The 24782-nt window shown below is 71.1% G+C and carries 18 protein-coding genes; 5 read left to right on the top strand and 13 right to left on the bottom strand.

Features of this window, described 5'->3' with window-relative positions; all coding sequences use genetic code 11:
• Window position 1: 1 nt before the first annotated feature.
• The 7 genes from ACPPVO_RS20970 to ACPPVO_RS20940 form a co-directional block, all read right to left on the bottom strand.
• Entirely contained in the window at window positions 2–691 is a 690-nt protein-coding gene (locus ACPPVO_RS20970) for a response regulator (protein WP_426512892.1), read from the bottom strand.
• Complete coding sequence (locus ACPPVO_RS20965) at window positions 688–3264, bottom strand: ATP-binding protein (protein ID WP_426512891.1); 2577 nt, start codon at window positions 3262–3264, stop codon at window positions 688–690. Before ACPPVO_RS20965 ends, ACPPVO_RS20970 begins: the two co-directional genes overlap by 4 nt.
• Window positions 3265–3318: 54 nt before the next feature.
• A complete protein-coding gene (locus ACPPVO_RS20960; RefSeq protein WP_426512890.1) occupies window positions 3319–4182 on the bottom strand; it encodes a potassium-transporting ATPase subunit C in 864 nt (287 codons plus the stop codon).
• Between the two features lies 1 nt (window position 4183).
• Window positions 4184–6256 (bottom strand): potassium-transporting ATPase subunit KdpB, encoded by a 2073-nt coding sequence (gene kdpB / locus ACPPVO_RS20955; RefSeq protein WP_426512889.1) that lies wholly within the window; start codon window positions 6254–6256, stop codon window positions 4184–4186.
• Entirely contained in the window at window positions 6253–7914 is a 1662-nt protein-coding gene (kdpA, locus tag ACPPVO_RS20950) for a potassium-transporting ATPase subunit KdpA (RefSeq protein WP_426512888.1), read from the bottom strand. The genes kdpB and kdpA overlap by 4 nt, the downstream gene beginning before the upstream one ends.
• Entirely contained in the window at window positions 7914–8003 is a 90-nt protein-coding gene (gene kdpF / locus ACPPVO_RS20945) for a K(+)-transporting ATPase subunit F (protein WP_260723139.1), read from the bottom strand. The genes kdpA and kdpF overlap by 1 nt, the downstream gene beginning before the upstream one ends.
• 72 nt (window positions 8004–8075) lie before the next feature.
• Window positions 8076–8531: a hypothetical protein gene (locus ACPPVO_RS20940; RefSeq protein WP_426512887.1), complete on the bottom strand. Its 456-nt coding sequence runs from the start codon at window positions 8529–8531 to the stop codon at window positions 8076–8078.
• A 170-nt stretch (window positions 8532–8701) separates the two neighbouring features.
• On the opposite strand from ACPPVO_RS20940, the gene ACPPVO_RS20935 reads away from it, so the two are divergent.
• Window positions 8702–9232 carry a universal stress protein gene (locus tag ACPPVO_RS20935; RefSeq protein ID WP_426512886.1) on the top strand — a complete coding sequence of 177 codons (531 nt, stop codon included), beginning with the start codon at window positions 8702–8704 and terminating at the stop codon, window positions 9230–9232.
• Between the two features lie 161 nt (window positions 9233–9393).
• Here ACPPVO_RS20935 and ACPPVO_RS20930 read toward each other — a convergent pair whose 3' ends face one another.
• From ACPPVO_RS20930 to ACPPVO_RS20915, 4 genes are all read right to left on the bottom strand, one after another.
• Window positions 9394–11412: an APC family permease gene (locus ACPPVO_RS20930; RefSeq protein ID WP_426512885.1), complete on the bottom strand. Its 2019-nt coding sequence runs from the start codon at window positions 11410–11412 to the stop codon at window positions 9394–9396.
• Entirely contained in the window at window positions 11409–11891 is a 483-nt protein-coding gene (locus ACPPVO_RS20925; protein WP_426512884.1) for a hypothetical protein, read from the bottom strand. The genes ACPPVO_RS20930 and ACPPVO_RS20925 overlap by 4 nt, the downstream gene beginning before the upstream one ends.
• Before the next feature lie 101 nt (window positions 11892–11992).
• Window positions 11993–12673 carry a response regulator gene (locus tag ACPPVO_RS20920; RefSeq protein WP_426512883.1) on the bottom strand — a complete coding sequence of 227 codons (681 nt, stop codon included), beginning with the start codon at window positions 12671–12673 and terminating at the stop codon, window positions 11993–11995.
• 1 nt (window position 12674) lies between these two features.
• The gene (locus ACPPVO_RS20915) at window positions 12675–14153 is read right to left on the bottom strand and encodes a sensor histidine kinase (RefSeq protein WP_426514662.1); all 1479 of its coding nucleotides are present in this window, start codon (window positions 14151–14153) and stop codon (window positions 12675–12677) included.
• A 229-nt stretch (window positions 14154–14382) separates the two neighbouring features.
• Here ACPPVO_RS20915 and ACPPVO_RS20910 point away from each other — a divergent pair, with 229 nt between their 5' ends.
• Window positions 14383–16356: a potassium transporter Kup gene (locus tag ACPPVO_RS20910; protein ID WP_426512882.1), complete on the top strand. Its 1974-nt coding sequence runs from the start codon at window positions 14383–14385 to the stop codon at window positions 16354–16356.
• Window positions 16357–16610: 254 nt separating this feature from the next.
• Window positions 16611–17777, top strand: coding sequence for a D-alanyl-D-alanine carboxypeptidase family protein (locus ACPPVO_RS20905; RefSeq protein ID WP_426512881.1), 1167 nt, complete (start codon window positions 16611–16613; stop codon window positions 17775–17777).
• A 74-nt stretch (window positions 17778–17851) separates the two neighbouring features.
• Here the strand turns inward: ACPPVO_RS20905 and ACPPVO_RS20900 are convergent, their stop codons facing one another.
• Complete coding sequence (locus tag ACPPVO_RS20900; protein WP_426512880.1) at window positions 17852–22738, bottom strand: NAD-glutamate dehydrogenase; 4887 nt, start codon at window positions 22736–22738, stop codon at window positions 17852–17854.
• A gap of 318 nt (window positions 22739–23056) precedes the next feature.
• Here ACPPVO_RS20900 and ACPPVO_RS20895 point away from each other — a divergent pair, with 318 nt between their 5' ends.
• Both ACPPVO_RS20895 and ACPPVO_RS20890 read left to right on the top strand, forming a co-directional pair.
• The gene (locus ACPPVO_RS20895) at window positions 23057–23497 is read left to right on the top strand and encodes a hypothetical protein (RefSeq protein ID WP_426512879.1); all 441 of its coding nucleotides are present in this window, start codon (window positions 23057–23059) and stop codon (window positions 23495–23497) included.
• 15 nt (window positions 23498–23512) lie between these two features.
• Window positions 23513–23860 carry a hypothetical protein gene (locus ACPPVO_RS20890; RefSeq protein WP_426512878.1) on the top strand — a complete coding sequence of 116 codons (348 nt, stop codon included), beginning with the start codon at window positions 23513–23515 and terminating at the stop codon, window positions 23858–23860.
• 69 nt (window positions 23861–23929) lie between these two features.
• Here the strand turns inward: ACPPVO_RS20890 and ACPPVO_RS20885 are convergent, their stop codons facing one another.
• On the bottom strand, window positions 23930–24769 hold the full coding sequence (locus ACPPVO_RS20885) for a helix-turn-helix transcriptional regulator (RefSeq protein WP_426512877.1): 840 nt from the start codon (window positions 24767–24769) through the stop codon (window positions 23930–23932).
• Window positions 24770–24782: the final 13 nt, after the last annotated feature.

Here is a 24782-nt window from a genome sequence, read left to right as displayed (position 1 = left end):
GTCAGGGCTGGAAGCGGTAGCCCATCGCCGGTTCGGTCAGCAGGTGTCGCGGCCGCGCCGGGTCGGCCTCGAGCTTGCGGCGCAGCTGGGCCATGTACTGCCGCAGGTAGTGGTGCTCCTCCACGTACGTCGGGCCCCACACGTGCGCGAGCAGCTCCCGGTGGCCGACCAGCCGGCCGGGGTTGCGCAGCAGCAGCTCGAGCAGCCGCCATTCGGTGCGGGTCAGGTGCTGCCGCCGGCTCGGGTCGTCGGTGCGGTGCACATCGTGCGCGGCAAGGTCGACCGTGTAGTCGGCGATGCGCACGGCCGATACCGGCTCGGACTCGATGCGGCGGCGGGACACGGCGCGCAGCCTCGCCAGGAGCTCGTCGACGCTGAAGGGCTTGGTCACGTAGTCGTCCGCTCCGGCGTCGAGGGCGGCGACCTTCTCGCTGCTGCCGAGCCGGCCGGACAGCACGACGACGGGCACGGGCGTCCAGGCTCGCAACGTCCGCAGCACCTCGATGCCGTCGAGGTCGGGCAGGCCGAGGTCCAGGACGACGACGTCGGGGTGCTCGTCGGCGGCCAGGCGCAGTGCGGTGGTTCCGTCGCCGGCGGTCACCACGTCGTACTGGCGGGCCTGCAGGTTGATCCGCAGCGCACGCAGCAGTTGCGGCTCGTCGTCGACGATGAGGATCCGGGTGCGGTTCATCGCTCGGCCTTTCCAGCGCGCCGGGTGTCGAGGTGTGTGAGCAGCGCGGGGTCGGCGCGGTCGGAGCCGGCGACGTCGGCGCTGGGCAGGGTCAGGGTCATGGTGAGGCCGCCGCCCGGCGTGTGCTCCGGTTGCAGTGAGCCACCCATCGCCTCGGCGAGGCCACGGGACAGGGCCAGGCCGAGGCCGACGCCGGTGGCGTTGTCGCGGTCACCGAGGCGTTGGAAGGGCTGGAAGACGCGGTCGCGGTCGGCGGCGGGGATGCCGGGTCCGTGGTCGATGATGCGGATGTCGACGAGGCCGGCGTGCTCACTGACACCGATCATCGGTGGGTGGCCGGGTGGGCTGTGCCGCACGGCATTGGCCAGAACGTTGACGAGCACCCGTTCGAGCAGGGCGGGGTCGGCGTAGACCTCGGGGAGGTCGTCGGCGACGCTGATGCGCACTCCGACGGCCAACGGCCCGAGGTCGTCGACGGCCCGCGGTATCGCCTCGCCGACGCCGACCGGTTCCAGCGTCATGGCGAGCGCGCCGGCCTGCAGCCTGGACATGTCGAGCAGGTTCTCCACCAGGCGGGTGAGTCTGTCCAGGGACTCCTCGGCGGTGGCCAGGAGTTCCTCGGTGTCCTCGGGCGAGAAGTCGATGTCGGGACTGCGGAGGCTGCCGACGGCGGCCTTGGCGGAGGCGAGCGGGGTGCGCAGGTCGTGGCTGACCGCGGAGAGCAGCGCGGTGCGCAGCTTGTCGACCTCTTCGAGGGTCTGCGCGGCGGCGGCCTGATGACCGAGGCGCTGATGGCGCAGGGCGATCGCGGCATGGGCGGCGAACGCCTCGATCAGGCGCCGGTCCGCGGCCTGCAGCGGGTGTCCGCGCAGGACCAGCGCGGCGTCGTCGTCGATGGGGACCTCGGTGTCGCCGTCGGAGGGGGCGGTGCAGGGTGGGCCGCCGACGGTGGCGGCGATGCGCCAGGGGTCGTGTTCGCCGCCGCGTTCCAGGAGCGTGACGCTGGTGAGGGCGAAGGACTCGCGGACCCGGTCCAGCAGGGCCTGGAGTGGATTGTCGCCGTGCAGGACGCTGCCGGCCAGGGTGGCCAGGGTCTGCGCCTCCGCGGACGCGCGGGCGGCATCACGGGCGCGGCGGGCGGCCTGGTCGACGACGGTGGCGACGGCGGCGGCCACGAAGACGAACGCGATGAGGGCGAGGACGTTCTCCCGCTCGGCGATCGTGAACTGGTACAGCGGGGGCGTGAAGAACCAGTTGAGCAGCAGGAACCCGCCGACCGCGCAGATCAGCGCCGGGATGAGGCCGCCGACGAGCGCGGCCGCGACGGCGAGGACCAGGTAGGCCAGGATGTCGCTGGGCAGCGCCATCTCGCCCCGCAGGCCGGCGAGGGCGGCGGTCAGGCCGGGCAGTCCGGCCAGTGCGACGCCGAACCCCAGCAGCCGGCGGCGCGGCGCCAGTCCCCCGCCGGGCCGGCCCAGGCGTAACCGGACGCGGTGGGCCTGCTCGTGGGTCACGAGATGCACGTCGATGGTGCCGGACTCGGCGGTGGTGGTCACGCCGACGCCGGGCGAGAACATCTGGGCGAGGCGGCCGCGGCGGCTGGCCCCCAGGACGAGCTGGGTGGCGTTGACGCCACGGGCGAAGTCGAGCAGCGCGCGGGGCACATCACCCCCGAGGACCTGGTGGTACGTGCCGCCGAGGGACTCCACGAGCAGGTGCTGGCGGGTGAGGCTGGCCGGATCGGCGCCGGCCAGGCCGTCGCCGCGGACGACGTGGACGGCGAGCAGGTCCGCGCCCTTGGTCCGGGCGGCGATCCGGGCGGCCCGGCGGATCAGGGTGTCGCCCTCGGGGCCGCCGGTCAGCGCCACGACGACGCGTTCGCGGGTTTCCCAGGTCGTGTCGATGCCGTGGTCGGTGCGGTACCGGTCGAGCTGCTCGTCGACCTTGTCGGCCAGCCACAGCAGGGCCAGTTCCCGCAGGGCGGTGAGGTTGCCGACCCGGAAGTAGTTGCCGAGCGCGGCGTCGATCTTCTCCGGCTTGTAGATGTTGCCGTGCGCCATCCGGCGGCGCAGCGCCTCCGGGGTCATGTCGACGAGCTCGATCTGCTCGGCCCGCCGGACCACGGCGTCGGGGACGGTCTCGCGCTGCGGTACCCCGGTGATGGCCTCGACAACGTCGTTGAGCGACTCCAGGTGTTGCACGTTGACGGTGGTCAGCACGTCGATGCCCGCGTCGAGGAGGGCGTCGACATCCTGCCAGCGCTTGGCGTTGCCGCTGCCCGGGACGTTGGTGTGGGCGAGCTCGTCGACCAGCACCACGTCGGGCCGGCGGGCCAGCACCGCGTCCAGGTCCAGCTCGGTGAAGTCACTGCCCCGGTACGGCATCGTCATGCGGGGCACGACCTCGAGGCCGTCGAGCATCGCTTCGGTGAAGGGCCGGCCGTGGGTCTCGACGAACCCGACGACGACGTCGGTGCCGCGCTCGCGGCGGCGGCGTCCCTCTTCGAGCATCTTGTACGTCTTGCCGACGCCGGGCGCCGCGCCCAGATACACCCGCAAGTGTCCTCGTGTCATCCGTGCTCCGTCCTGGTCGTGCGGCCCGCCGCCGGCGGCGGGCCGCACGGTTGATCAGCCGTGGACCGGGTGGTCGGCGTCCAGAGCAAGGTTCAGCCGCAGGACGTTCACGCCCGGCTCGCCGATGAAGCCGAGGGTACGACCGTCGGTGTACATGTCGATGAGCCGCTCGACGTCGGCGGTGGCCATGCCGCGGGCGGTGGCGACCCGCTTGGCCTGCAGCCGCGCATAGGCGACGCTGATGTGCGGGTCGAGCCCGCTACCGCTGGCCGTGACCGCGTCGGCCGGCACCGCCGGGCGGTCGGGGGCGTTGCCTCGGACCGGGGTCACGACAGCCCCGCTGTAGTCCTCGCCGGGCTCGGCGCAGGCGACAGGCCGGTTCTGGTACTGCTGGACAAACGGCGCGGCCGGGCAGGCCTCGTTGAGGCTGACGGCGTGGTCCGGGTAGACGGCCAGGACCGCGCCGACGCCGCCCGGCGTGCAGTACGGCCGGGACCCGTCCACGCCTTCGAGCTCGCCGACCGCCCGGCTGCGGGCGCAGACCTGCGTGAGCAGGCTTTGCTTGCCCTCGTCATCCTTGACGTTCGGGTCGGGCAGGGTGTCCACGACGTTCTCGGGGCCGAGGTTGCTGGCGCCGGTCGAGGTCGGGTCGTAGCCGTCGCCGGCGGCCGACGGGCGGGACTGGAAGTACTGCTTGAGCGGGATGCCGTTCCCGTCGGTGAAGGACTGCCCGATGAGGGCGCTGCCGACCAGTTTGCCGTCGCGGTCGACCATCGAGCCGTCGGCGTGGCCGGACAGGCCCGGAATCCGGGCCACGGCGACCATGAGCAGGGGGTAGGCGAGGCCGAGGACGATGGTCAGCAGGGCCAGGGTGCGCAGGGCGGCGAGGTGCTGGGCGAGCCAGGCTGGGAGGCGCATGTCAGATTCCTGGGATGGTCATGACGATGAGGTCGATGAGTTTGATGCCGATGAACGGCACGATGATGCCGCCGGCGCCGTAGATGAGCAGGTTGCGGCGGAGCATGGCGGCGGCGGAGCCGGGCCGGTACCGCACGCCGCGCAGGGCGAGGGGGATCAGCGCGATGATGACGAGGGCGTTGAAGATGACGGCGGAGAGGATTGCTGATTGCGGTGAGTGCAGCCGCATGATGTTGAGCCGGTCCAGGCCGGGGTATACGGCGGCGAACATTGCCGGGATGATCGCGAAGTATTTGGCGATGTCGTTGGCGATGGAGAAGGTGGTCAGTGCGCCGCGGGTGATGAGCAGCTGTTTGCCGATCTCGACGATCTCGATGAGTTTTGTCGGGTCGGAGTCGAGGTCGACCATGTTGCCGGCTTCTTTTGCGGCTGATGTGCCGGTGTTCATGGCTACGCCGACGTCGGCCTGGGCCAGTGCGGGGGCGTCGTTGGTGCCGTCGCCGGTCATCGCGACGAGTTTGCCGCCCTGTTGTTCCTGTTTGATGAGGGCCATCTTGTCCTCGGGGGTGGCTTCGGCGAGGAAGTCGTCGACGCCGGCCTCCTCGGCGATGGCTTTGGCCGTCAGCGGGTTGTCCCCGGTGATCATCACGGTGCGGATGCCCATGCGGCGCATCTCCTCGAACCGTTCCCGCATGCCTTGTTTGACGACGTCCTTGAGGTGGATGACGCCGAGGGTGCGGGCCGGTCGGCCGTCGACGCGCTCGGCGACGACCAGCGGCGTGCCGCCCGACGTCGACACCGCGTCCACAATGGACCCAACCTCTTCCGTCGGCCGGCCGCCGTTCTCCCGCACCCACTTCATCACGGCCGTGGCCGCGCCCTTGCGGACCTCGCGCCCGCCGACGTCGACGCCGGACATCCGGGTCTGTGCGGTGAACGGCACCCACACGGCGCCGGCGACGTCGCGCTCGCGCAGTCCGTGGTGCTCCTTGGCGTACACGACGATGGAACGGCCCTCGGGCGTCTCGTCGGCGAGCGATGACAGCTGCGCGGCCTCCGCGAGCTCGTCCGGTGTCACCCCGTCGACCGGCAGTAGGTCGCCCGCCTGGCGGTTGCCGAGTGTGATCGTGCCTGTCTTGTCCAGCAGCAGCGTGTTCACGTCGCCGGCCGCCTCGACGGCCCGGCCGGACATGGCCAGGACGTTGCGCTGCACGAGCCGGTCCATGCCGGCGATGCCGATCGCGGAGAGCAGCGCCCCGATCGTGGTCGGGATCAGGCAGACCAGCAGCGACACCAGGACGACGCCGGTGACACCGTTGACGTCCAGCGCGGCACTGTCCGGGGCGAACGCCTGCACGGCCTTCGAGTAGATCGCGAGCGGCTGCAGCGTCGCGACGGCGAGCAGGAAGATGATCGTCAGCGACGCCAGGAGGATGTTCAGGGCAATCTCGTTGGGCGTCTTCTGCCGGTTCGCGCCCTCGACGAGAGCGATCATCCGGTCGATGAACGACTCGCCGGGCTTCTGCGTGATCCGCACGACGATCCGGTCCGACAGCACCTTCGTGCCGCCGGTGACCGCCGAACGGTCGCCGCCGGACTCGCGGATGACCGGCGCGGACTCGCCGGTGATCGCGGACTCGTCCACGGAGGCGATGCCCTCGATGACGTCACCGTCGCCCGGGATGACCTGGCCGGCCTCGACGACCACGATGTCGCCCTGCTTGAGGTCGCCGGCCTTGATGGTCGTGCCGTCCTGCAGGTACGCCATGGTGTCCTGCTTGGCCCGGCGCAGGGTGTCCGCCTGCGCCTTGCCGCGGCCCTCGGCGACGGCCTCGGCCAGGTTCGCGAAGAGGACCGTGAGCCACAGCCACACGGTGATCGCCCAGGCGAACCCGCTCGGGTGGAAGACGGCCAGCACGGTCGTGAAGACCGAGCCCACCTCCACGATGAACATGACGGGGTTACGCCACAGGGTCGCGGGGTTGAGCTTGCGCAGGGCGTCCGGGGTGGACCGCCACAGCTGAGCCGGGTCGAGCAGGCCGCCGGCGATACTGCGTGGCGTCGGGGTGGTCATTGGATGCCTTCCGCGAGGGGGCCGAGTGCGACGGCTGGGAGGTAGGTGAGGAGGACGACGACGACGGTGACGGCGACGACCATGCCGATGAAGAGGGGTTGGTACGTTTTGAGGGTTCCGGCGGAGGCGGGGACCGGTTGTTGCCGGGCGAGGGAGCCGGCGAGGCCGAGGACGAAGATGATGGGCAGGAACCGGCCCAGGAGCATGCACAGGCCGAGTGTCGTGTTGTAGAAGGTGGTGTTGACGCTGATCCCGGCGAACGCGGAGCCGTTGTTGTTCGACGCCGATGTGTAGGCGTAGAGGACCTCGGACAGGCCGTGCGGGCCGGGGTTGGCCATCGCGGAACGCGCCGACGCCGAGCTCATCGCGGTCGCGGTGCCGACGAGGACCAGGGCCGGGGTCGTCAGCAGGTACAGCGACGCGAACTTGATCTCCCGTGCCCCGATCTTCTTGCCCAGGTACTCCGGTGTCCGCCCGACCATGAGCCCGGCCACGAACACGGTGATGACGGCGAGGATGAGCATCCCGTACAGGCCGGAGCCGACCCCGCCGGGCGCGACCTCGCCGAGCATCATGTTCAGCATCGTCACCATCCCGCCCAGCGCGGTGTAGGAGTCGTGGAACGAGTTCACGGCGCCGGTCGAGGTCAGGGTGGTGGCCGCGGCGAACGTCGCCGACTGCGCCACCCCGAACCGGGTCTCCACCCCTTCGGTTGCTGCCCCGGCCGCGGCCGGCACGGTACCGGCGTGGTGCAGCTGCAGGACGGTGAGCGCGATGGTGCTGCCGATCGCCAGGACCGCCATGATGCCCGCGATCGCCAGGCCCTGACGCCGGTCGCCGACCATCCGCCCGAACACCCGCGGCAGACTGAACGGAATCACCAGGATCAGCAAAATCTGCAGCCAGTTGGTCCAGCCGGTCGGGTTCTCGAACGGGTGGGAGCTGTTGGCGTTGTAGAAACCACCACCGTTGGTCCCGAGTTCCTTGATCGCCTCCTGCGACGCGACCGGACCCCCGGTCACGTGCTGACCCGCGCCGGCCAGGGTCGTCACCTCGGTCCCGGCCGACAGGTTCTGCACCACACCACCAGCGATGAGCACCAGCGCGGCCAGGACCGCGACCGGCAGCAGCACCCGCAGGCTGACCCGGACCAGATCGACCCAGAAGTTGCCGAGCTGATCGGTCCTCGACCGGGCGAACCCGCGGACCAGCGCCACCGCAACCGACACACCAACCGCCGCGGACACGAAGTTCTGCACCGCCAGCCCGGACATCTGCACCAGATGACCCATCGTCGACTCACCCGAGTACGACTGCCAGTTCGTGTTCGTCACGAAACTCACCGCCGTGTTCCACGCCTGACCCGGCCGGACCGGACCGAACCCGAGACTGAGCCACAACCGGTCCTGCAACCGCTGGAACACATACAGGAACAGCACCGACACCGCCGAAAACGCGAGCACACTGCGGGCGTAGACACCCCACGACTGCTCACCGTCCGGGTTGACACCGACCACCCGGTACACGAACCGCTCAGCACGCAGATGACGCGGGGCCGTGATCGCCCGGTGCATGTAGTCACCGAACGGCCGGTACAGCAGCACCAGGACCGCGACCAGCGACACGATGAACAACACACCCGCCACCGTGGGACTCATCAGAACCGCTCCGGAAACAACAGGGCCGCGACCAGGAACGCGGTCAGAGCGACCGCCAGGACCAGACCGACAAGGTTCTCGGCACTCACAGCCGCTCCACCGCCCGCACCGCCAGGCCGAGGACCACGAACACCGCGATCGTCAGCAACACAAACCACACATCAGCCACTGGGGCTCGCCTCCTTGTATGCACCAACCGACGACGCGAACCCGCCGCCATAGAGCCAGACGCGCATCCGGACCACGTCCCGCCGATTCCTGGCCACCCGGTACGACATGACACTCAGCCAGCCGGCCAGCGCCGCGGCGCACAGCACGGACAGGCGCACCGCATCCGCCCGGCCGTGCCAGGTCAGCTCGCCCAGCCGGTTCACCAGGAACCCGTTGAGCACCGCCCACGCGATCCCAGCCGTGGCCATGGCCGCGACCAGGTCGCCGCCCACCGCGCCCACCGACGCCACGCACACGGCCATCGCCGCGAGCCGGGCCATCGACTCCGAGGGTGCGATCACGGCCGCGGCGGGCAGTGCCGTGGCCACCACGGCGGCCGTTCCGGCGGCGAGGGTGATGCCGGTCGGTGCGGATCTCGGCCGCGCCAACCACCATGTCCCGTCCATCACTACCCCCTTCGAGGTCACGTCGTGGGCCCTCCGTCGGGCCCCGGTGCAAGTGAAATCCGGCTGGTTCGGCCTGCCCAGGTCCCTTGACGGAATCCATACGCCCCCTACCGGTTTTTTGACGCTTCCTTGATGCCGTCGGGGCCACGACGGCCGCTACCGTCGCAGCTGTGGTCGTACGCGAACGCCGCATCGTCGTCGGCGTATCCCAGTCCCTGGCCGGCCTGGCCGCCCTGCGGCACGCCGTCCGCGAAGCCCGCCACCGCGAGGCACCGCTGTACGCGGTCCGCGCATGGGCCCTGCCGTCGCACTGGCGCGGGCCCGCCGCGACCGCGTGGCAGCGGGAGCTGCGGGCCGAGGCCCGCCGTTACGTCGTCGAGGCGTTCCACGCCGCCGGCGCCGGCCCATCCGATCTCGACGTCCTCGTCGCGACGCCGAACGGGCGCGCCGACGAGGTGCTGGTCGAGGCCGCCGACCACGAGCGCGACCTGCTGGTGCTCGGCGGACCCGGCGGCCGGCTGGGCCGATGGCCGGGCTGGATCGTTCGCGGCTGCCTCGCCACCGCCGCCTGTCCCGTGATCGTCGTGCCGCCGCCCCACGTCCTGCGGTCGACCCGCCGCTTGACCCGGCGGCGGCTGGCCCGCGAACTCGACGGTCTGGGCGCCGACACCGGCCCGGCCCGCGGATCGCCGAACCGCTAGGGGCTGTATCGAAGTGGGGGTCGGAGCGAGGCGAGGCTCAGGCGTCGGCTGGGGCCGCGCCGGGCGCGCCCCGATACCAGGGTTGTATCGGGGTGTGACCGCTACGGTTCCCGGCGGCGTCTGAGTCCGCCGCAGCCCGGCCATCCACTTCGATACAGCCCCTAAACGTGCTCCGGATCGACTACGGCACCGTGCCGGAGCGAGCCGCGCGCGGCCTGTTGCCGACCCGCCCGGCCGAGCCGTTCGCCGCGGACTTCGGCGGAGGCGAGCTGCCAGGGCACGCTGGTGACCATGACGCCCGGCTCGAACAGCAGCCGCAGTTTGAGCCGCAGCGCGCTCTGGTTGTGCAGGAACTGCTCCCACCAGCGGCCGACGACATATTCCGGGATGTAGACGGCGATGATGTCACGGGGGGCGGCCGTGCGCAGGTCGCGGATGTGGTCCAGGATCGGGCGGGTGATCTCGCGGTACGGGGAGTCGATGAGGGTGAGCGGGATGCTGATGTCCCACTGGCGCCAGTCTTCTTGGAGTCGGCGCGTGTCCTCCTCGTCGATGCTCACGGCGATCGCGGTGAGGGTGTCGGGGCGGGTGGCTCGGGCGTAGGTCAGCGCCCGGACGGCGGGGCGGTGCAGCCGGCCGACCAAAACGAGGGCGTGGACCCGGGAGGGCAGGATCATGTCGGCGCGCTGCGGCAGCAGCTCCCGGCCGACCCGGTCGTAGTGGCGACGGATGGCGGACATCAGCAGCACCAGGACGGGTACCGCGATGACCACCAGGTAGGCGCCCTCGGTGAACTTGGTGAGCAGGACGACGCCCAGTACGACGCCGGTGAGAACTCCGCCGACGGCGTTGATGGTCTGTGAGCGGCGAGCCCGGCGGCGGGCGACGGGGTCGCGTTCGGCGGCCAGGGTCCGCTGCCAGTGGCGCACCATGCCGAACTGCGACAGAGTGAAGGCGGTGAAGACGCCCAGCACGTACAGGTGGATGAGCGCGTCGACGGAGGCCTTGTAGGCCAGCAGCAGCCCGGCCGCGGCCAGCGCCAGGGCAAGGATGCCGTTGCTGAAGGCGAGCCGGTCACCGCGGGTGTGCAGCTGGCGGGGCAGGTAGCGGCGCTGGGCCAGCAGCGCGCCGAGTTGGGGGAATCCGTTGAAGGCCGTGTTGGCCGCCAGGACGAGGATCAGCGCGGTGGCCGCCTGGATGGCGTAGAACGGGATCGAGCCGGCCCCGAAGACGGCGGCGGCGAGTTGGGCGATGACGGTGCGCTGCGGCGTGGCGGCGCAGTTGCCGGCGAAGCCGACGAGGTCGCAGGTGTTGTCGGCGTAGCGCACGTGCGCGCCGATGGCCAGCAGGGTGATGCCGCCGAACATGACGATCGCGATGACGCCGATGAGGCCGAGGGTGATCGACGCGTTGCGGCTGTTGGGTCGGCGGAAGGCCGGTACGCCGTTGGAGACGGCCTCGATGCCGGTCAGGGCGGTACAGCCGGAGGAGAACGCGCGCAGGGTGACGAACACCAGGGCGAGTCCGGCAAGGCCGGCGGCGTGGGGCGCGATCGTGTACCGCGCACTTTCGGCGACCGGCGGGTGCCCGTTCAGGTAACGCAGGGCGCCGACGACGATGGTGGCGACGATGCCGGCGATGAACGCGTAGGTGGGAACGGCGAAGGCCTTGCCGGACTCCTTGACCCCGCGCAGGTTCACCGAGGCCAGAACGAGGACGGTGGCCAGGGCGATCGGCACGCGGTACGGGTTGAGCGCCGGCGCGGCCGAGATGACGTTGTCGATGCCGGAGGCGACCGAGACCGCGACGGTGAGGGTGTAGTCGACCATGAGGGCGCCGGCGACGACCAGACCGGCGAGCGGGCCGAGGTTGCGCGAGGCCACCTCATATGAGCCGCCGCCGCCCGGGTAGGCGTGCACGACCTGCTGGTAAGAGATGGCGACGACGCCGAGCAGTACGACGACGCCCAGGGCGACCCAGGGGGTGAGGTAGAGCAGCGCGAGCCCACCGACGGCGAGGACCCGCAGAATCTCCTGGGTGGCGTAGGCGACGCTGGACAGCGCGTCGGAGGCGAAGATCGGCAGGGCCAGCCACTTGGGCAGCAGGGTGTGGCCGAGCCGGTCGCTGCGCACGGGACGGCCGACGATGAGGCGCTTGGTCAGCCCCGGCACGGAGGTCACGCCCGTCCGCCGGGGTCGCGACGGCCGGTCGGCGTGTACTCCCGACGACTCCTCGACGCGCGATCAGCGCCGGGCGCCGGGACGTCGTCGAGCAGCATGCGGAACGGATGCATGAGCCGACGTCGGCGCCAGGCCAGCCGGGCCTGGCCCAGCGACAGACCGAGGGCGGCCCCGCCGAACAGCGCGAGGGTGAACGGGTAGTCGATGGATGCGCTCCACACCAGGTTGCCGGTGTGGTTCTGCAGGAAGCCGTTGCCGAGCGCGAACGCGAGTGCGGCGCAGCCGAGGGCCGTCCGCGCGTCGACGGTGCGTTCGGCGACGACGGTGACCGCCACGGCGAGCAGCGCCAGTCTCGTGCCGGTCGTGTCGACCAGCCACGAGTCGAGGCAGATGAACGCCGTCAGGGTCAACGCGGCGGTAAAGAGGTTGATGGCCCACGCCGCGTCGTCGGGGGTGGTGTCGGGCGTGCTGGTGCTCACACGCCAAGCGCAACACCCCGGGCCCGCCACCCGGCGGTTCCTAACGCCGTCTTGACGGCGGCGGCCCGGATTTTGACACTTTCTTAATGCCGGTCTCGCGATCAGGGTTCGAAGCGGTACCCCATGCCCGGCTCGGTGACCAGGTGCCGGGGCCGGGCCGGGTCGGCCTCGAGCTTGCCGCGCAGCTGAGCCAGGTACACGCGTAGGTAGTTGACCTCGGTCTCGTACTGTGGCCCCCACACCTCGCGCAGGAGCTCACGGTGGGTGACGATCTTGCCGGCGTTACGCACGAGGACCTCCAGAAGGTGCCACTCGGTCGGAGTCAGGCGGACCGGCGCGCCGTCGCGCTGCACCCGCTTGGCCGCCAGATCGACGGTGAACGCGTCGGTGCGCACGACCGGCTCGTCGGCGTCGACGACGGGAGCGCCGCGGCGCAGCGCGGCCCGGACGCGGGCGAGCAGTTCGTCGATGCCGAACGGCTTGGTGACGTAGTCGTCGGCGCCGGCGTCCAGCGCGTTGACCTTGGCTTGTTCGGCATGCCGGGCGGACAGCACGACGATCGGGACGCCGGACCAGCCGCGGATGCCGGTGACGACGTCGATGCCGTCCAGGTCGGGCAGCCCGAGATCGACGATGACGAGGTCGGGGCGGTGCTGGCCGGCCATCGCGAGGCCGGAGCGGCCGTCGGGGGCCAGCAGCACCTTGTAGCCGCGGGCGGTGAGGTTGACCCGCAGCGCACGCAGCAGCTGCCGGTCGTCGTCGACGATCAGGACGGTGCTCAACTCACGCCTCGCCGGTGGCGGCGAGGGGCAGTTCGATGGTCATGGTCAGGCCTCCGCCCGGGGTGTCCGAGGGGTACAGCCGGCCGCCCATGGCGTCGGTGAAGCCGCGGGCGATGGCCAGCCCGAGACCGAGCCGCCCGTCGGCGGACTGGTCACCGAGGCGCTGGAACGGCGCGAAGATCCGCTCCCGCTCCTCGGCGGGAATGCCCGGGCCGTGGTCGACGACGGCGAGGCGCACGGTGTCGTCGTGGACGGCGGCGCGCAGCGCGATCCGGTCTTCGGCGCGCAGCGCGATCCGGTCTTCGCCGCCGATGGGGTCTTCGCCGCCGATCCGGTGTTCGCCGCCGATCCGCACCGCGTTGTCGACCAGGTTGGCGATCACCCGCTCCAGCAGGCCGGGATCGGCGCGGACCCACGGCAGGTCATCAGGGACGTCGACGGCGAGCCGGCCGGGGCCGACGCTCAGCGCCGCGCGGGCGACGATCTCGTCGAGCGCCACGGGGCGCGGCTGCGCGGACAGGACCCCGGCCTGCAGCCGCGACAGGGCAAGCAGGTTCTCGATCAGATCGTCGAGCCGGTCGGCGGACTCCACGACGGTGGCCACGAGCTCGGCCCGATCCCCCTCGGTGAACGTCACGTCCGGGCTGGCCAGGCTCGACGCCGCCGCCTTGATCGCGGCGAGCGGGGTGCGCAGGTCGTGCCCGACCGCCCGCAGGATCGCCGTGCGCAGCCGATCGACCTCGGCGAGCTGCTCGGCCCGGGCCGCCCGCACGGCGAGGCGCTGAGCTTCCAGGGTGCGGGCCGCGCCGGCGGCCAGGCGGGCCAGCAGCGCCCGGTCCTCCCCGATCGTCGCCGGGGACTCCGCGACCAGCAGCAACCGGTTGCCGGCGCCGACCCGCAGCGTCGGCGGCCCGGTGAACGCCGGCCCCGCGTGCGCGACCGGTTCATCGCCCTCCCACAACGCCAGGGCCGTGAACCCGAACGTGGCGCGCAGTCGCTCCAGCAGCCGCTGCAGCGACTGCTCCTCGACCGGCTCGGCGGTGATCCGGGCCAGCAGCCGGGCCTCAAGGCCGCTGCGCACCGCCGCGGCCCGCTGGGCGGCGGCCAGGTTGACCAGCACGCTGACCGTGACCGCGACCAGCACGTAGACGACCAGCGCGGTGACGTTCTCCCGGTGGGCGACGGTCAGGGTGTGGTACGGCGGCGTGAAGTACCAGTTGATCAAGGCGTCGCTGGCGACGGCGGCCGCGATCGCCGGCCATGTCCCCCCGACGACCGCGACGACCACGACCGCGACCAGGTACACCAGCACCGCGGAGGGCAGCGCGACACCGGCGCTGTCGCGCAGCCGCAGGCCGATGACGGTCACCACGCTGAGCATGACCGCAGCCGCGAGCAGGCCCCAGCCGGGCCGCGGCCGCCAGATGAACCCCGCCGACGGCCAGGTGGCGGCTTCGCGCAGACTCCCCTCCGCCAGCATCACGGTGCACTCCCTCCCCGGGCCGCCACGACCCCTGTCCACGATCCTACGAAGCGGCCCTCAACCCCCGACTGTTGCTTACCGTCCTCCTGGACGCGCCCACCGCGGAGCACGGTGGACGTTAAGAAGTCGTCAAGATCCGACCGCGGCCCGCTTCGGCCAGGCAAGGTGATTGGAGCAGCCCCCGCACCAGGCGGGGCGGAACTGCCGCATGGAACGTGGACGGAGCGTGTCGAAGCTGACCAGCACCAGGCAGGGCAGGCCCACCACTGCGGATCGCGCCGAATCCACGCCACGCCCGGCGCGCTGGGCCTCGACCCGCCGCGGCGCCGGGCTGGCATTGACGCTGGGCGCGCTGGGTGTGGTCTACGGCGACATCGGCACCAGCCCGCTGTATGCGATGCAGACCGTCTTCGCCCTCGACGGCGGCATCGTGCGCCCGACCGCGGCGGACGTCTACGGCGTGGTGTCGCTCGTGTTCTGGTCCATCACCCTCATCGTGTCGATCAAGTACGTGGTGTTCATCCTGCGCGCCGACAACGACGGCGAGGGCGGGGTGATGGCCCTGGCGGCCCTCGCCCGTGACGTACTGCACAGCGCCAAGGGGCGGCGCCTGACGGCGGTGATGACGCTCGGCGTTCTCGGCGCGGCCCTGTTCTACGGCGACAGTGTCATCACCCCCGCGATCTCGGTGCTGTCGGCGGTCGAGGGGCTGGAGGTCACCTCATCCGGGCTCGAGGTCGTAGTGCTGCCGGCCGCCGCGGTGATCCTGACCGTGCTGTTCGCCGGTCAGCGCTGGGGCACCGGGCGGGTCGGTGCCGTGTTCGGGCCCATCATGGTGATCTGGTTCGGCTGCCTCGGGCTGACCGGCGCCGTGGAGGTGCTGCGCCACCCCCGCATCCTCGCCGGGCTGTCGCCCAGCTATGCGGTCCTGTTCATCGTCGACCGGCCGTTCATCGCGTTCGTCGCCGCCGGAGCCGTGGTACTGGCGATCACCGGCGCGGAGGCGCTCTACGCCGACATGGGCCACTTCGGCCGCGCCCCGATCCGCCGGGCCTGGTTCGCCGTGGTCTTCCCCGCCCTGACCCTGAACTACCTCGCCCAGGCCGCGCTGATCCTGCGCGCCCCGGACAGCCGCAGCAACCCGTTCTTCCTGCTGCTGCCCGTCTGGGCCCGGCTGCCGATGGTCCTGCTCGCCACCGCCGCCACCGTGATCGCCTCCCAGGCGGTCATCTCCGGAGCGTTCTCCGTCTCCCGCGAGGCGATGCGCCTGGGCTTCCTGCCGCACCTGCGCATCCGGCAGACGTCACGGCGCGAGTACGGCCAGATCTATGTGCCCGGCGTCAACTGGGGCCTGTTCGTGGCGGTCCTGGTCGTCGTGTTCGCGTTCGGCTCGTCCACCCGGCTCGCCACCGCCTACGGCGTCGCGGTCACCGGCACGTTCCTGATCACCACCACCCTGTTCCTCGTCGTCGCCCGGGCCCGCTGGCGGTGGCCCAAGTGGCGGGTCGCCCTCATCGGGGTGGTGTTCGGCAGCATCGAACTGACCTACTTCGTCGCCAACCTCACCAAGGTGGCCCACGGCGGCTGGCTCACGCTGCTGCTCGGCGCGATCGTCTTCACCGCGATGGTCACCTGGCAGCGCGGCCGGCAGCTCGTCACCGCCCGCCGCGTCGAGCTCGAAGGCCCGCTGCCGGAGTTCATCGACCAGCTCCACGAGGCAAACGTGGTCCGCGTCCCGGGTACCGCGGTGTTCCCGCACCCGAACAAGGACACCACCCCGCTGGCGCTGCGGGCCAACGTCGCCCACAACCACGTCCTGCACGAACGCGTGGTGATCATTTCCGGGCGTACGGCGAACGTCCCGCACATCCCGTGGGACGAGCGACTGGTCATCGACGACCTCGGCGACCCCCACGACGGGATCATCCACATCGCGGCCACCTTCGGATTCCAGGACCCCACGGACTTCCCCGAGGTGCTGCGCCGCGCCGCCGGCCACCCCCTCGCCGAGGGCCTCGACCCCGAGCGGCCGTCCTGGTTCGTCTCGAAGATCACGCTGCGGCGCACCGCCCGGAAAGGGCTGGCCACCTGGCGCAAGCGGCTGTTCATCGCCCTGGCCCACAACGCCTCGAGCCAGGCCGAGTTCCTGCATCTGCCCGAGGAGCTCACCGTCATCCTCAGCACGGAGGTTCCCGTCTAGGCAGACCCTTCGGCCTCCAATGCGTGTCACGCCGCCAGCTTCCGGAGAGCCGGGAGCCGACGGCTCGCTCAAGACGTTAGCCAGCGGTCAGATCGGGTAGGGCGCATCGCCGCCTTCGTGCGCGGCTTGCCTGTTTGAGCGATCGTCCGTGGGAGTTCGGGTTGACCAGTAGTACCGAAGTGGGGCCTGAGGCGGTCGTGGTGCCGCCGCCCGCTCGTCGTCAAAGGCTGTGGTTGTGGCTGTCCGTCACTGCGGTGGTCACGGTCCTGGCCGCCGGCGGGTTCGTCGCGTTCATGCTCAGCCGCCCGGTGCCGGCGCCGCGGGTGGTGCAGACCGTTCCGCAGATGTACGCGATCCCCGGCGCCACGCCGGCGTTGCCGTGGCCACAGGCCGGGCAGGCCGCGCTCGAGGTCGCCGGGCTCGGCCGGCTTGGCGGCTCCGGCGGTTCGCGGCCCGTGCCGATCGCCAGTGTCGCCAAGGTGATGACCGCGTATGTCGTCCTGCGTGACCATCCACTGCGCGTGGACGAGGACGGCCCTACGCTGACCGTCACGGCCGCGGAGGCCGCCGCCTACCCGGCCCAGCTCGCCGGCGGGGAGTCGCTGATCCCGGTGGCGGCCGGCGAGGAATTCACCGAACGCCAAGCGCTCCAGGCCTTGCTGCTGCCCTCGGCCAACAACATCGCCCACATCCTCGCCCGCTGGGACGCCGGCAGCGATACCACGTTCGTGACCGAGATGAACCAGGCCGCGGCCAAGCTCGGGATGGCCGACACGCACTACACCGACCCGGCCGGGCTCGACCCGGCCACGGTCAGCACCGCCGCCGATCAGGTCACCCTCGCCCACGCCGCCATGCAACTGCCGGTGCTGGGCCAGATCGTGGCGATGCCGCAGGCCACACTCCCCGGAGTCGGCCCGGTCAAGAACGTCAACACCCAGCTCGGCAAGGACGGGATCGTCGGCATCAAGACCGGCTCCACCGATCAGGCCGGCGGCTGCCTGCTCTTCGCGGCCGAGATCACCGTCGAAGGGCAGCGGCTGAGGATCCTCGGCGCCGTGCTCGCACCCGGCCCGAACATGGCCGACGCGTTCGACGCCAGCCGCCACCTGATCCAGGCCGTCACCGGCCTGCTGCACAAGTACCAGGTGGTGCGGGCCGGCGAGGTCGTGGCGACCGTCCAGGGACTGAGGAACAGACGCACCGCACTCGCGGCGACCGGCGATGTGGACGTGCTCGGCTGGCCCGGCCTGACCTACCGGATCGAGACCCCGACGGCGGTACCGGGCCGGATCGCCGCGGGCGCCGGTGTCGGCACGCTCAAGCTCACCGCCTCGGACACGACCGTAACCGGCGCCCTGCGGGCCACCAACGCGCTCACATCACCCAGCCGGTGGGAGCGAATCGCCTACGGAAGGTGATGAACGCCGGAACGTCCCGGCGCAGGGATCCTCAGCGACCATCACGAACGAGACGAGCGAAGGATCAGGGACCGTCAGGCGGCGGACGTGCGGACCAGGGTGCGGATCTGGTGGAGCAGCACCGAGGTGGCGGCCAGGTCGCCCCGGGACTCGCCGAACTCGCCGATCGCGTTACTGGTGCGGGCGATCGACGCGGCGTTGCTCTGCTCCCACTCGTGGACCCGGGCCTCGGCGTCGTCGTCCGGCGCCGTCGCCTTGAGGACCTCCGCCGTCAGGGCGGCCAGCGCGGCGTAGAGGTCGTAGCGCAGCGCCATGCGGGCCAGCGTCTGCCAGCGGTCCTCGCGCGGCAGGTTGGAGATCCGCGACAGCAGGTCGTCGACGCGGAACCGGTCCGACAGCACGTAGTAGACCGCGGCGACCTCGCCGACCTCCCAGCCCGTCTGCAACGCGACCTCGACGATGTCGAGGAGACCGAAGCCGTACATGATCCGGGTTGTCGCGTCCGCGATCTCCGCCGGCAGGCCCAGCCCGCGCAGCATGGCCGCGTTGGCGTGCAGCGCGTCGCGCTCCTGCCCGCGGAACAGCGTCTCCAGCTGCGGCAGCAGGCGCGAGATGCCGGGGCCCAGCCGGGCGATCTCACCCGGGACGTCGATCGGCAACCGCCGGTTGGAGACCAGCCAGCGGACCGCCCGGTCGAGCAGCCGCCGGGTCTCCAGATAGACCGCCGTCTCCACCTCCGGCGGGACCTGGTTGTCGAGGGACTCGACGGCGCGGCGCAGCCCGCCCAGGCCGTACACCTCCTGGATCACCACGTAGGCCCGGAGGATGTCCGCGGCGCCGGCCCCCGTCTCCTCGGCGGCGCGGTAGAAGAACGACGTGCCGCCGCGGTTGACGGCCTGGTTGACCACCTGCGTGGTGACGATCTCCCGGCGGAGCGGGTGTTCGGCCATCGCCTCCACGAAGCGCTCCCGCAGCGGAGTCGGGAAGTAGTCGACGAGCACCTCGTTGGTCCAGTCCTCGTCGGGCAGGTTGGACTCGAGGATCCGGTGCTCGATGACGATCTTCACGTAGGACAGCAGGACCGCGAACTCGGGTGAGGTCAGGCCGACCCCCGCCTCGGCGCGCGCGTCGAGCTCCTCGTCGGTCGGCAGGTCCTCCAGCGCGCGGTCGAGCTGGCCGCGGCGCTCCAGGTCGGCGATGAGCCGCTTGTGGACCGGCAGCAGCGAGCGGGACTGCGCGCGGGCGTTGCCCAGGGCCGTGGCCTGGTCGTGGTTGTCCTTCAGGACCAGCTCGCCGACCTCGTCGGTCATCCCGGCGAGTAGCGGGTTGCGGTCCTTCGGGTCGAGCACGCCGTCGAGGACCGCGCGGTCGAGCAGGATCTTGATGTTGACCTCGCGGTCGGAGCAGTCGACGCCGGCGGAGTTGTCGATGAAGTCCGTCGAGATGCGGCCGCCGTTGAGCGCGTACTCGATCCGGCCCCGCTGGGTCAGGCCCAGGTTACCGCCCTCGCCGACGACTTTGGCCCGCAGCTCACGGCCGTTGACCCGGATGTGGTTGTTGGCCTTGTCGCCGACGTCGGCGTGGGACTCGCCGGTGGCCTTGACGTATGTGCCGATGCCGCCGTTCCAGAGCAGGTCGACGGGGGCCGACAGGATCGCGTGCATCAGCTCGTTGGGCGTGAGTGCAGTGACCGACGCCGGGATCCCCAACGCGGCCCTCGCCTCCGGCGAGATCGGGATCGACTTCGCCGCCCGCGAGTAGACACCGCCGCCGGCCGAGATCAGCGACTCGTCGTAGTCGTCCCAGGAGGACCGGGGCAGCGCGAAGAGCCGGGCCCTCTCCTCGAACGATGTCGCGGCGTCGGGACGGGGGTCGATGAAGATGCGCCGGTGGTCGAACGCGGCCACGAGCCGGATGTGCGGCGAGAGCAGCATCCCGTTGCCGAAGACGTCGCCGGACATGTCGCCGACGCCGACGACGGTGAACTCGGTCGTCCGGGTGTCGACGCCGAGCTCGCGGAAGTGCCGCTTCACGGACTCCCAAGCGCCCTTGGCGGTGATGCCCATCTTCTTGTGGTCGTACCCGGCCGACCCGCCGGAGGCGAAGGCGTCGCCGAGCCAGAAGCCGTACCGCATCGAGATCTCGTTGGCGATGTCGGAGAACGTCGCGGTGCCCTTGTCGGCGGCGACCACCAGGTAGGGGTCGTCGGGGTCGTGGCGCACCACCTCGGGCGGCGCGACGACCTTGCCGCCGTCGAGGTTGTCGGTGACGTCGAGCAGGGCCGGGATGAACAGCTGATAGCAGGCCACGGCCTCGTCGCGGTCGCCCGGCTTCTCCTTGAGGACGAACCCGCCCTTGGCGCCGGTCGGCACGATGACGGCGTTCTTCACCATCTGGGCCTTGACCAGGCCGAGGATCTCGGTGCGGAAGTCCTCGCGCCGGTCGGACCAGCGCAGCCCGCCGCGGGCCACGGAGCCGAAGCGCAGGTGTACGCCCTCGAAGCGGGGCGAGTAGACGAAGATCTCGAACCGCGGCCGGGGCGCCGGCAGATCGGGGATCGACTGCGGGTCGAGCTTGAAGGCCGTGTACGACTTCGGGCGCCCGGTCTCGCCGCGCTGGAAGAACGACGTGCGCAGGGTGGCCTGGATCAGGTGCAGGAAGGAGCGCAGGATGCGGTCCTGGTCGAGGCTGGTGACCGTGTCGAGGTCCTCGTTGATCGCCGCGACCATCTCCTTCGACCACTCCGACCGCGCCGTCTCGGACAGGTGCAGCCGCGGGTCGAAGCGAGCCGTGAACAGGTCCACGAGTTTCGCGGCGATCGCGGGATAGGCCAGGAGCGTCGTCTCCATGTAGTCCTGCGAGAACACCGTGCTGGCCTGGCGCAGGTACTTCGCATAGGCCCGCAGGATAACGACCTCGCGCCAGGTGAACCTGGCCTTGAGCACGAGGGTGTTGAAGTTGTCGACCTCGGCCTCACCGTGCCAGGTGGCGGAGAAGGCGTTCTCCAGGTTGGGGCGGACCTCGACGATCGCCCGCGAGTCTGGCGGCAGTTGCAGGCCGAAGTCGTAAAGGTAGATGGTGCCATCGGAGCGGACGATCTCGTAGGGCCGCTCGTCGGTGACCGTCACGCCGAGGGAGTGCAGCACCGGCAGGACGGCGGAGAGGATCATCGGCTCGCCGTAGCGGAACACCTTCAACCGGATGTCGCTTTCGGCCTGACGGCGCAGGTAGACGTGCATCACGAGCTGGCCCGGCTCGTCGAGCAGCTCCAGCTTGGCGACGTCCTTCACCGCTTCGTTCGGCGTGTGCTCGTCCTTGTACGTGTCCGAGAGCGCGGCGCCGTAGCGCTGGTGGAGTTGCTTGGCCTGGTGCTCGTCGTTGAGGTTGCGCTCCAGCACCAGGCGGAAGTCGTCGTCCCACAGCCGGGTGGCGTCGGCGAGGCGCTCGGTGAGACGGTCGACGTTGATGTGACCGGGCGGGTTGCCGGGCTCGGTGCGGACGATGAGGTGTACGCGGGCGAACTTCGACTCGCTCACCCGGACGGTGTAGTCGACCCCGATGCCGTTGAGCTCCGCCAGCAGGATCTGCTGGATGCGCAGCCGGTTGGCGCTGGTGAACCGGTCACGGGGCAGGTAGACCAGGCAGGAGATGAACCGGCCGTAACCGTCCCGGCGCAGGAACAGCCGCAGCTGGCGACGGCCGGCCAGACGCAGGACACCCATGACGGCCCGGTAAAGCTCGTCGGTGGTGGTCTGGAACAGCTCGTCGCGCGGGTACGTCTCCAGCGTCTCCAGCAGGTCCCGGCCGGAATGGCTGCGCGGCGACAGCCCGGAACGCTCGACCACCTCGGCGACCTTGCGCTTGACGACGGGGAGGTCGCGGACGCTGGTGCGGTACGCCGAGGAGGAGAACAGCCCGAGGAAGCGCCGCTCGCCGATCACGTTGCCGTCGGCGTCGAACATCTTGAAGCCGATGTAGTCCAGGTAGGCCGAGCGGTGCACGGTGGCCCGGGAGTTGGCCTTGGTGATGATCAGCAGCCGCTTCTCCAGCGCCTTGGCGTAGGCCTCCGCGGTCATCGAGCTCAGCACGAGCGGACGGGTCTGGTCGGACCGCAGGATGCCCAGGCCCGAGCCGAGCACCGCCTGCAGCAGCTCCTCCCCGTCGTCGCCCCTCGTCAACCGGTACTCCCGGTAGCCCAGGAACGTGAAGTGGTCGTCCACCAGCCAGCGCAGCAGCTCGACAGAGTCGGTGATGTCCTTGTCCGGCACCGGCAGCTGCGCGGAGCCGAGCTCGTCGGCCAGGGTGAGCGCCTGCGTGCGCATCCTGGGCCAGTCCTCGACCGCCTCGCGCACGTCGTTGAGCACCCGGGCCAGGTCGTCGCGCAGCCCCTCGACATCGGCCTCGTCCCGGACCCGGTCGACCTCAATGCGGATCCAACTCTCGACGATGTCACCCGGCGCGGCGTCCTCCGGCTCCAGGCCGACGCAGACCTCCTCCAGCGCGCCCAGCGGCGCCCGCCGCACGACGATTAGCGGGTGCACCAGCATGTTCACGTCAAGATTGCGCGCCGACAGCGCACTCGTGACGGAGTCGACAAGGAACGGCATCTCGTCGGTGACGATCTCCAGCGACGTGCCGCCGGCAACACTCATGCCCAGGCGCACCTTCAGCTCGCCGGGCACCCGCTGCTGGGTCAGCTCCAAATGCGACCGCGTGGCGGCAACCATGTTCGCCACCTCGCAGCCGGCGAGCTCCTCGTCCGGCACGAGGCGCCAGTAGCGCGCGACCAGCTCGGGGTCGGCGTCCTGGGCTGTCGCCGCGACCACCGCCTCCGCGACCAGACGCTCCGCATCGGGCACGTGCTGCATGGCTAACCCGTCGTCCTCGACCGCAGGTCGGCGGGGCTGTCGCTCACCCGGGTAGCCGCAGGCCGGTTCATCGGTTGTTCTCCCCTCACCCACGACGCTGTCGGTGGTCCATGGACAGCCTCAGTAGCACACCGATTACCCGGCCAAAGTCGGGGTAATCCGGGGTGACGGATCTGTACTCAAACATCTGTTCGAGATCGAAGGTAACTGTTTCACGAGAATGCGATGCGGCGCGGAGCCGCTGGCGGCAAGGAAATGTAGTTGACGTCCCTGGTGCCGAATTCCCGTCGCCACATCCCCGATGGCGTCCTGCGGTGTTCACGTGTTCGTAAGCGAGCCTGGTCGGGACAGCCGCGCACGATTCCCGAATCCGGGGAAACGTCGCCGCAGATAGGGCTCACCATGCCCGAGATGATCTTCCCGTTGGGCGAGGTCCTCGTCCTTGTCGAACACGCCGCGGCCGCCCCGGCCAACGCCGAGCCCGTCGCCGACGAGGCCCCCGGCCCGGCGCTGCTGCTGGTTGCCGAAGACGGCATCTATCTGCTGTCCAACGGCCTGCCACAGCTCGACGCCGCACCCGGACAGCCGCAGGTGTACGGCATGCGCGCCGTCTACGCCGAAGGTTGCGGCCCCGGCACCCCGGCCGCCGTCCGTACCGCCGCGATCGGCTTCGCCGGCGCGACCCTCACCGGAGTTCCCATCCCGCTGGCCGTCCTGTTCCGTCTGCGTGCCGCCACAGCCGACTACGACCTGTTCACCATCACGCTGTCCGCTACCCGCGCCACGATCTGCGCAGCGCGCCGCCGTCCCGGCGGCGCCGCGCACACCACGCCGGCCGACGGAGGCGGTTAGCCGGACAGACCTTTCGTGCGTCTCAGGTGCCGGGCCGTTCCTCGACGAAGACCCGCACGTCCCACTCGGACAGGTCGGTCGTCGTGCCGGCCGGGATCTCCTTGCCCGTGCGGGGCCCGCGGCTGCCTGCAGGCGTACGCCGGGCTGCCGGCCGTCCTGGGCGACCACCCGGCGCCGGCCGGCACCACGCCGGAGGCGGCGATCGCCGAGCGGGCCGACGCCGGCGACGTGGCCACGCTCGCCGCGCTGGACTCGGCGGGCACCGTGCTGCTGGGCGGCAGCCTCTCGCTCCTGTCCTCGTGGCTGACGGCTGGGCCCCGTTCACCCTGCGCCCGGCGCTGCTCGGGCCGGACGGCGCCGTGATCGGGGCCGCGCTGACCTCCGTCGACCACGTCCGGCCGACTGGCTGCTGCGGCCCGGCCGGTAGCCCGCTCAGCCGACGCGCTGCGCCCCGATGACCGCCAGCAGCTGGAGCTTCTCGTGGCTCTCGCTGCCGGGCACCGCCGTGTACACCAGCAGGGAGTGCGACTGGTCGGGGTCGACCAGGGCCTGGCAGCTCAGCTCGAGCAGGCCGACCTCGGGGTGGATGAAGCGTTTGACGTCGTTGTAGCGCACGCCGATCTCGTGCTCGTTCCACACGGCCCGGAACTCCTCGCTGTGCGCGAGCAGGAGCCGCTGGAGGTGGGCGGCGTACGAGTCGGGCCCGCGCAGCGTGACCCGCGCCCGCAGCCCGGCGGCGAAGACGCGCGAGTGCAGCGGGTGGTCGTCGGGGTGGTACAGCGCCCGGCAGGCCGGGTCGGTGAACCACCGATAGCCGATGCTGCGGGCCGGCCCGGTGTACCGCGTCAGGTCGCCGGTGAGCGCGACGCCCAGCGGGGTCTGCCGCAGCGTCTCCCCGACCTCGGTGACGACCTCGGCCGGGGTGTCGGCGAGCCGGTCGAGGATGCGCAGCAGGCCCGGGCTGATGTGCGCGCTCGTCGTCCCCCGCGCCGGGGGCCGGTGCCCGGCGAGGCGGAACAGGTGGTCCCGCTCGTCGAGCGACAGGTGCAGGCCCTGCGCGATCGAGGCGATCATCTGCTCGGACGGGTGCGGCCCGCGCTCCCGCTCCAGCCGGCTGTAGTAGTCGGCGGAGATGTGGCAGAGCGTGGCCACCTCCTCCCGGCGCAGCCCGGCGGTCCGGCGTCGCTGCCCCCGCGGCAGGCCCACGTCCTCGGGCTGCAGCGACTCGCGACGCCGGCGGAGGAACTCGGCCAGCCCGGCACGGTCGATCATGTGTCGGTTCTAC

The organism is Dactylosporangium sp. McL0621 (assembly GCF_049995355.1).
Lineage (GTDB): Bacteria > Actinomycetota > Actinomycetes > Mycobacteriales > Micromonosporaceae > Dactylosporangium.
The sequence above is the reverse complement of the archived record's forward strand: the minus strand, read 5'-3'. Positions and strand labels throughout refer to the sequence as shown.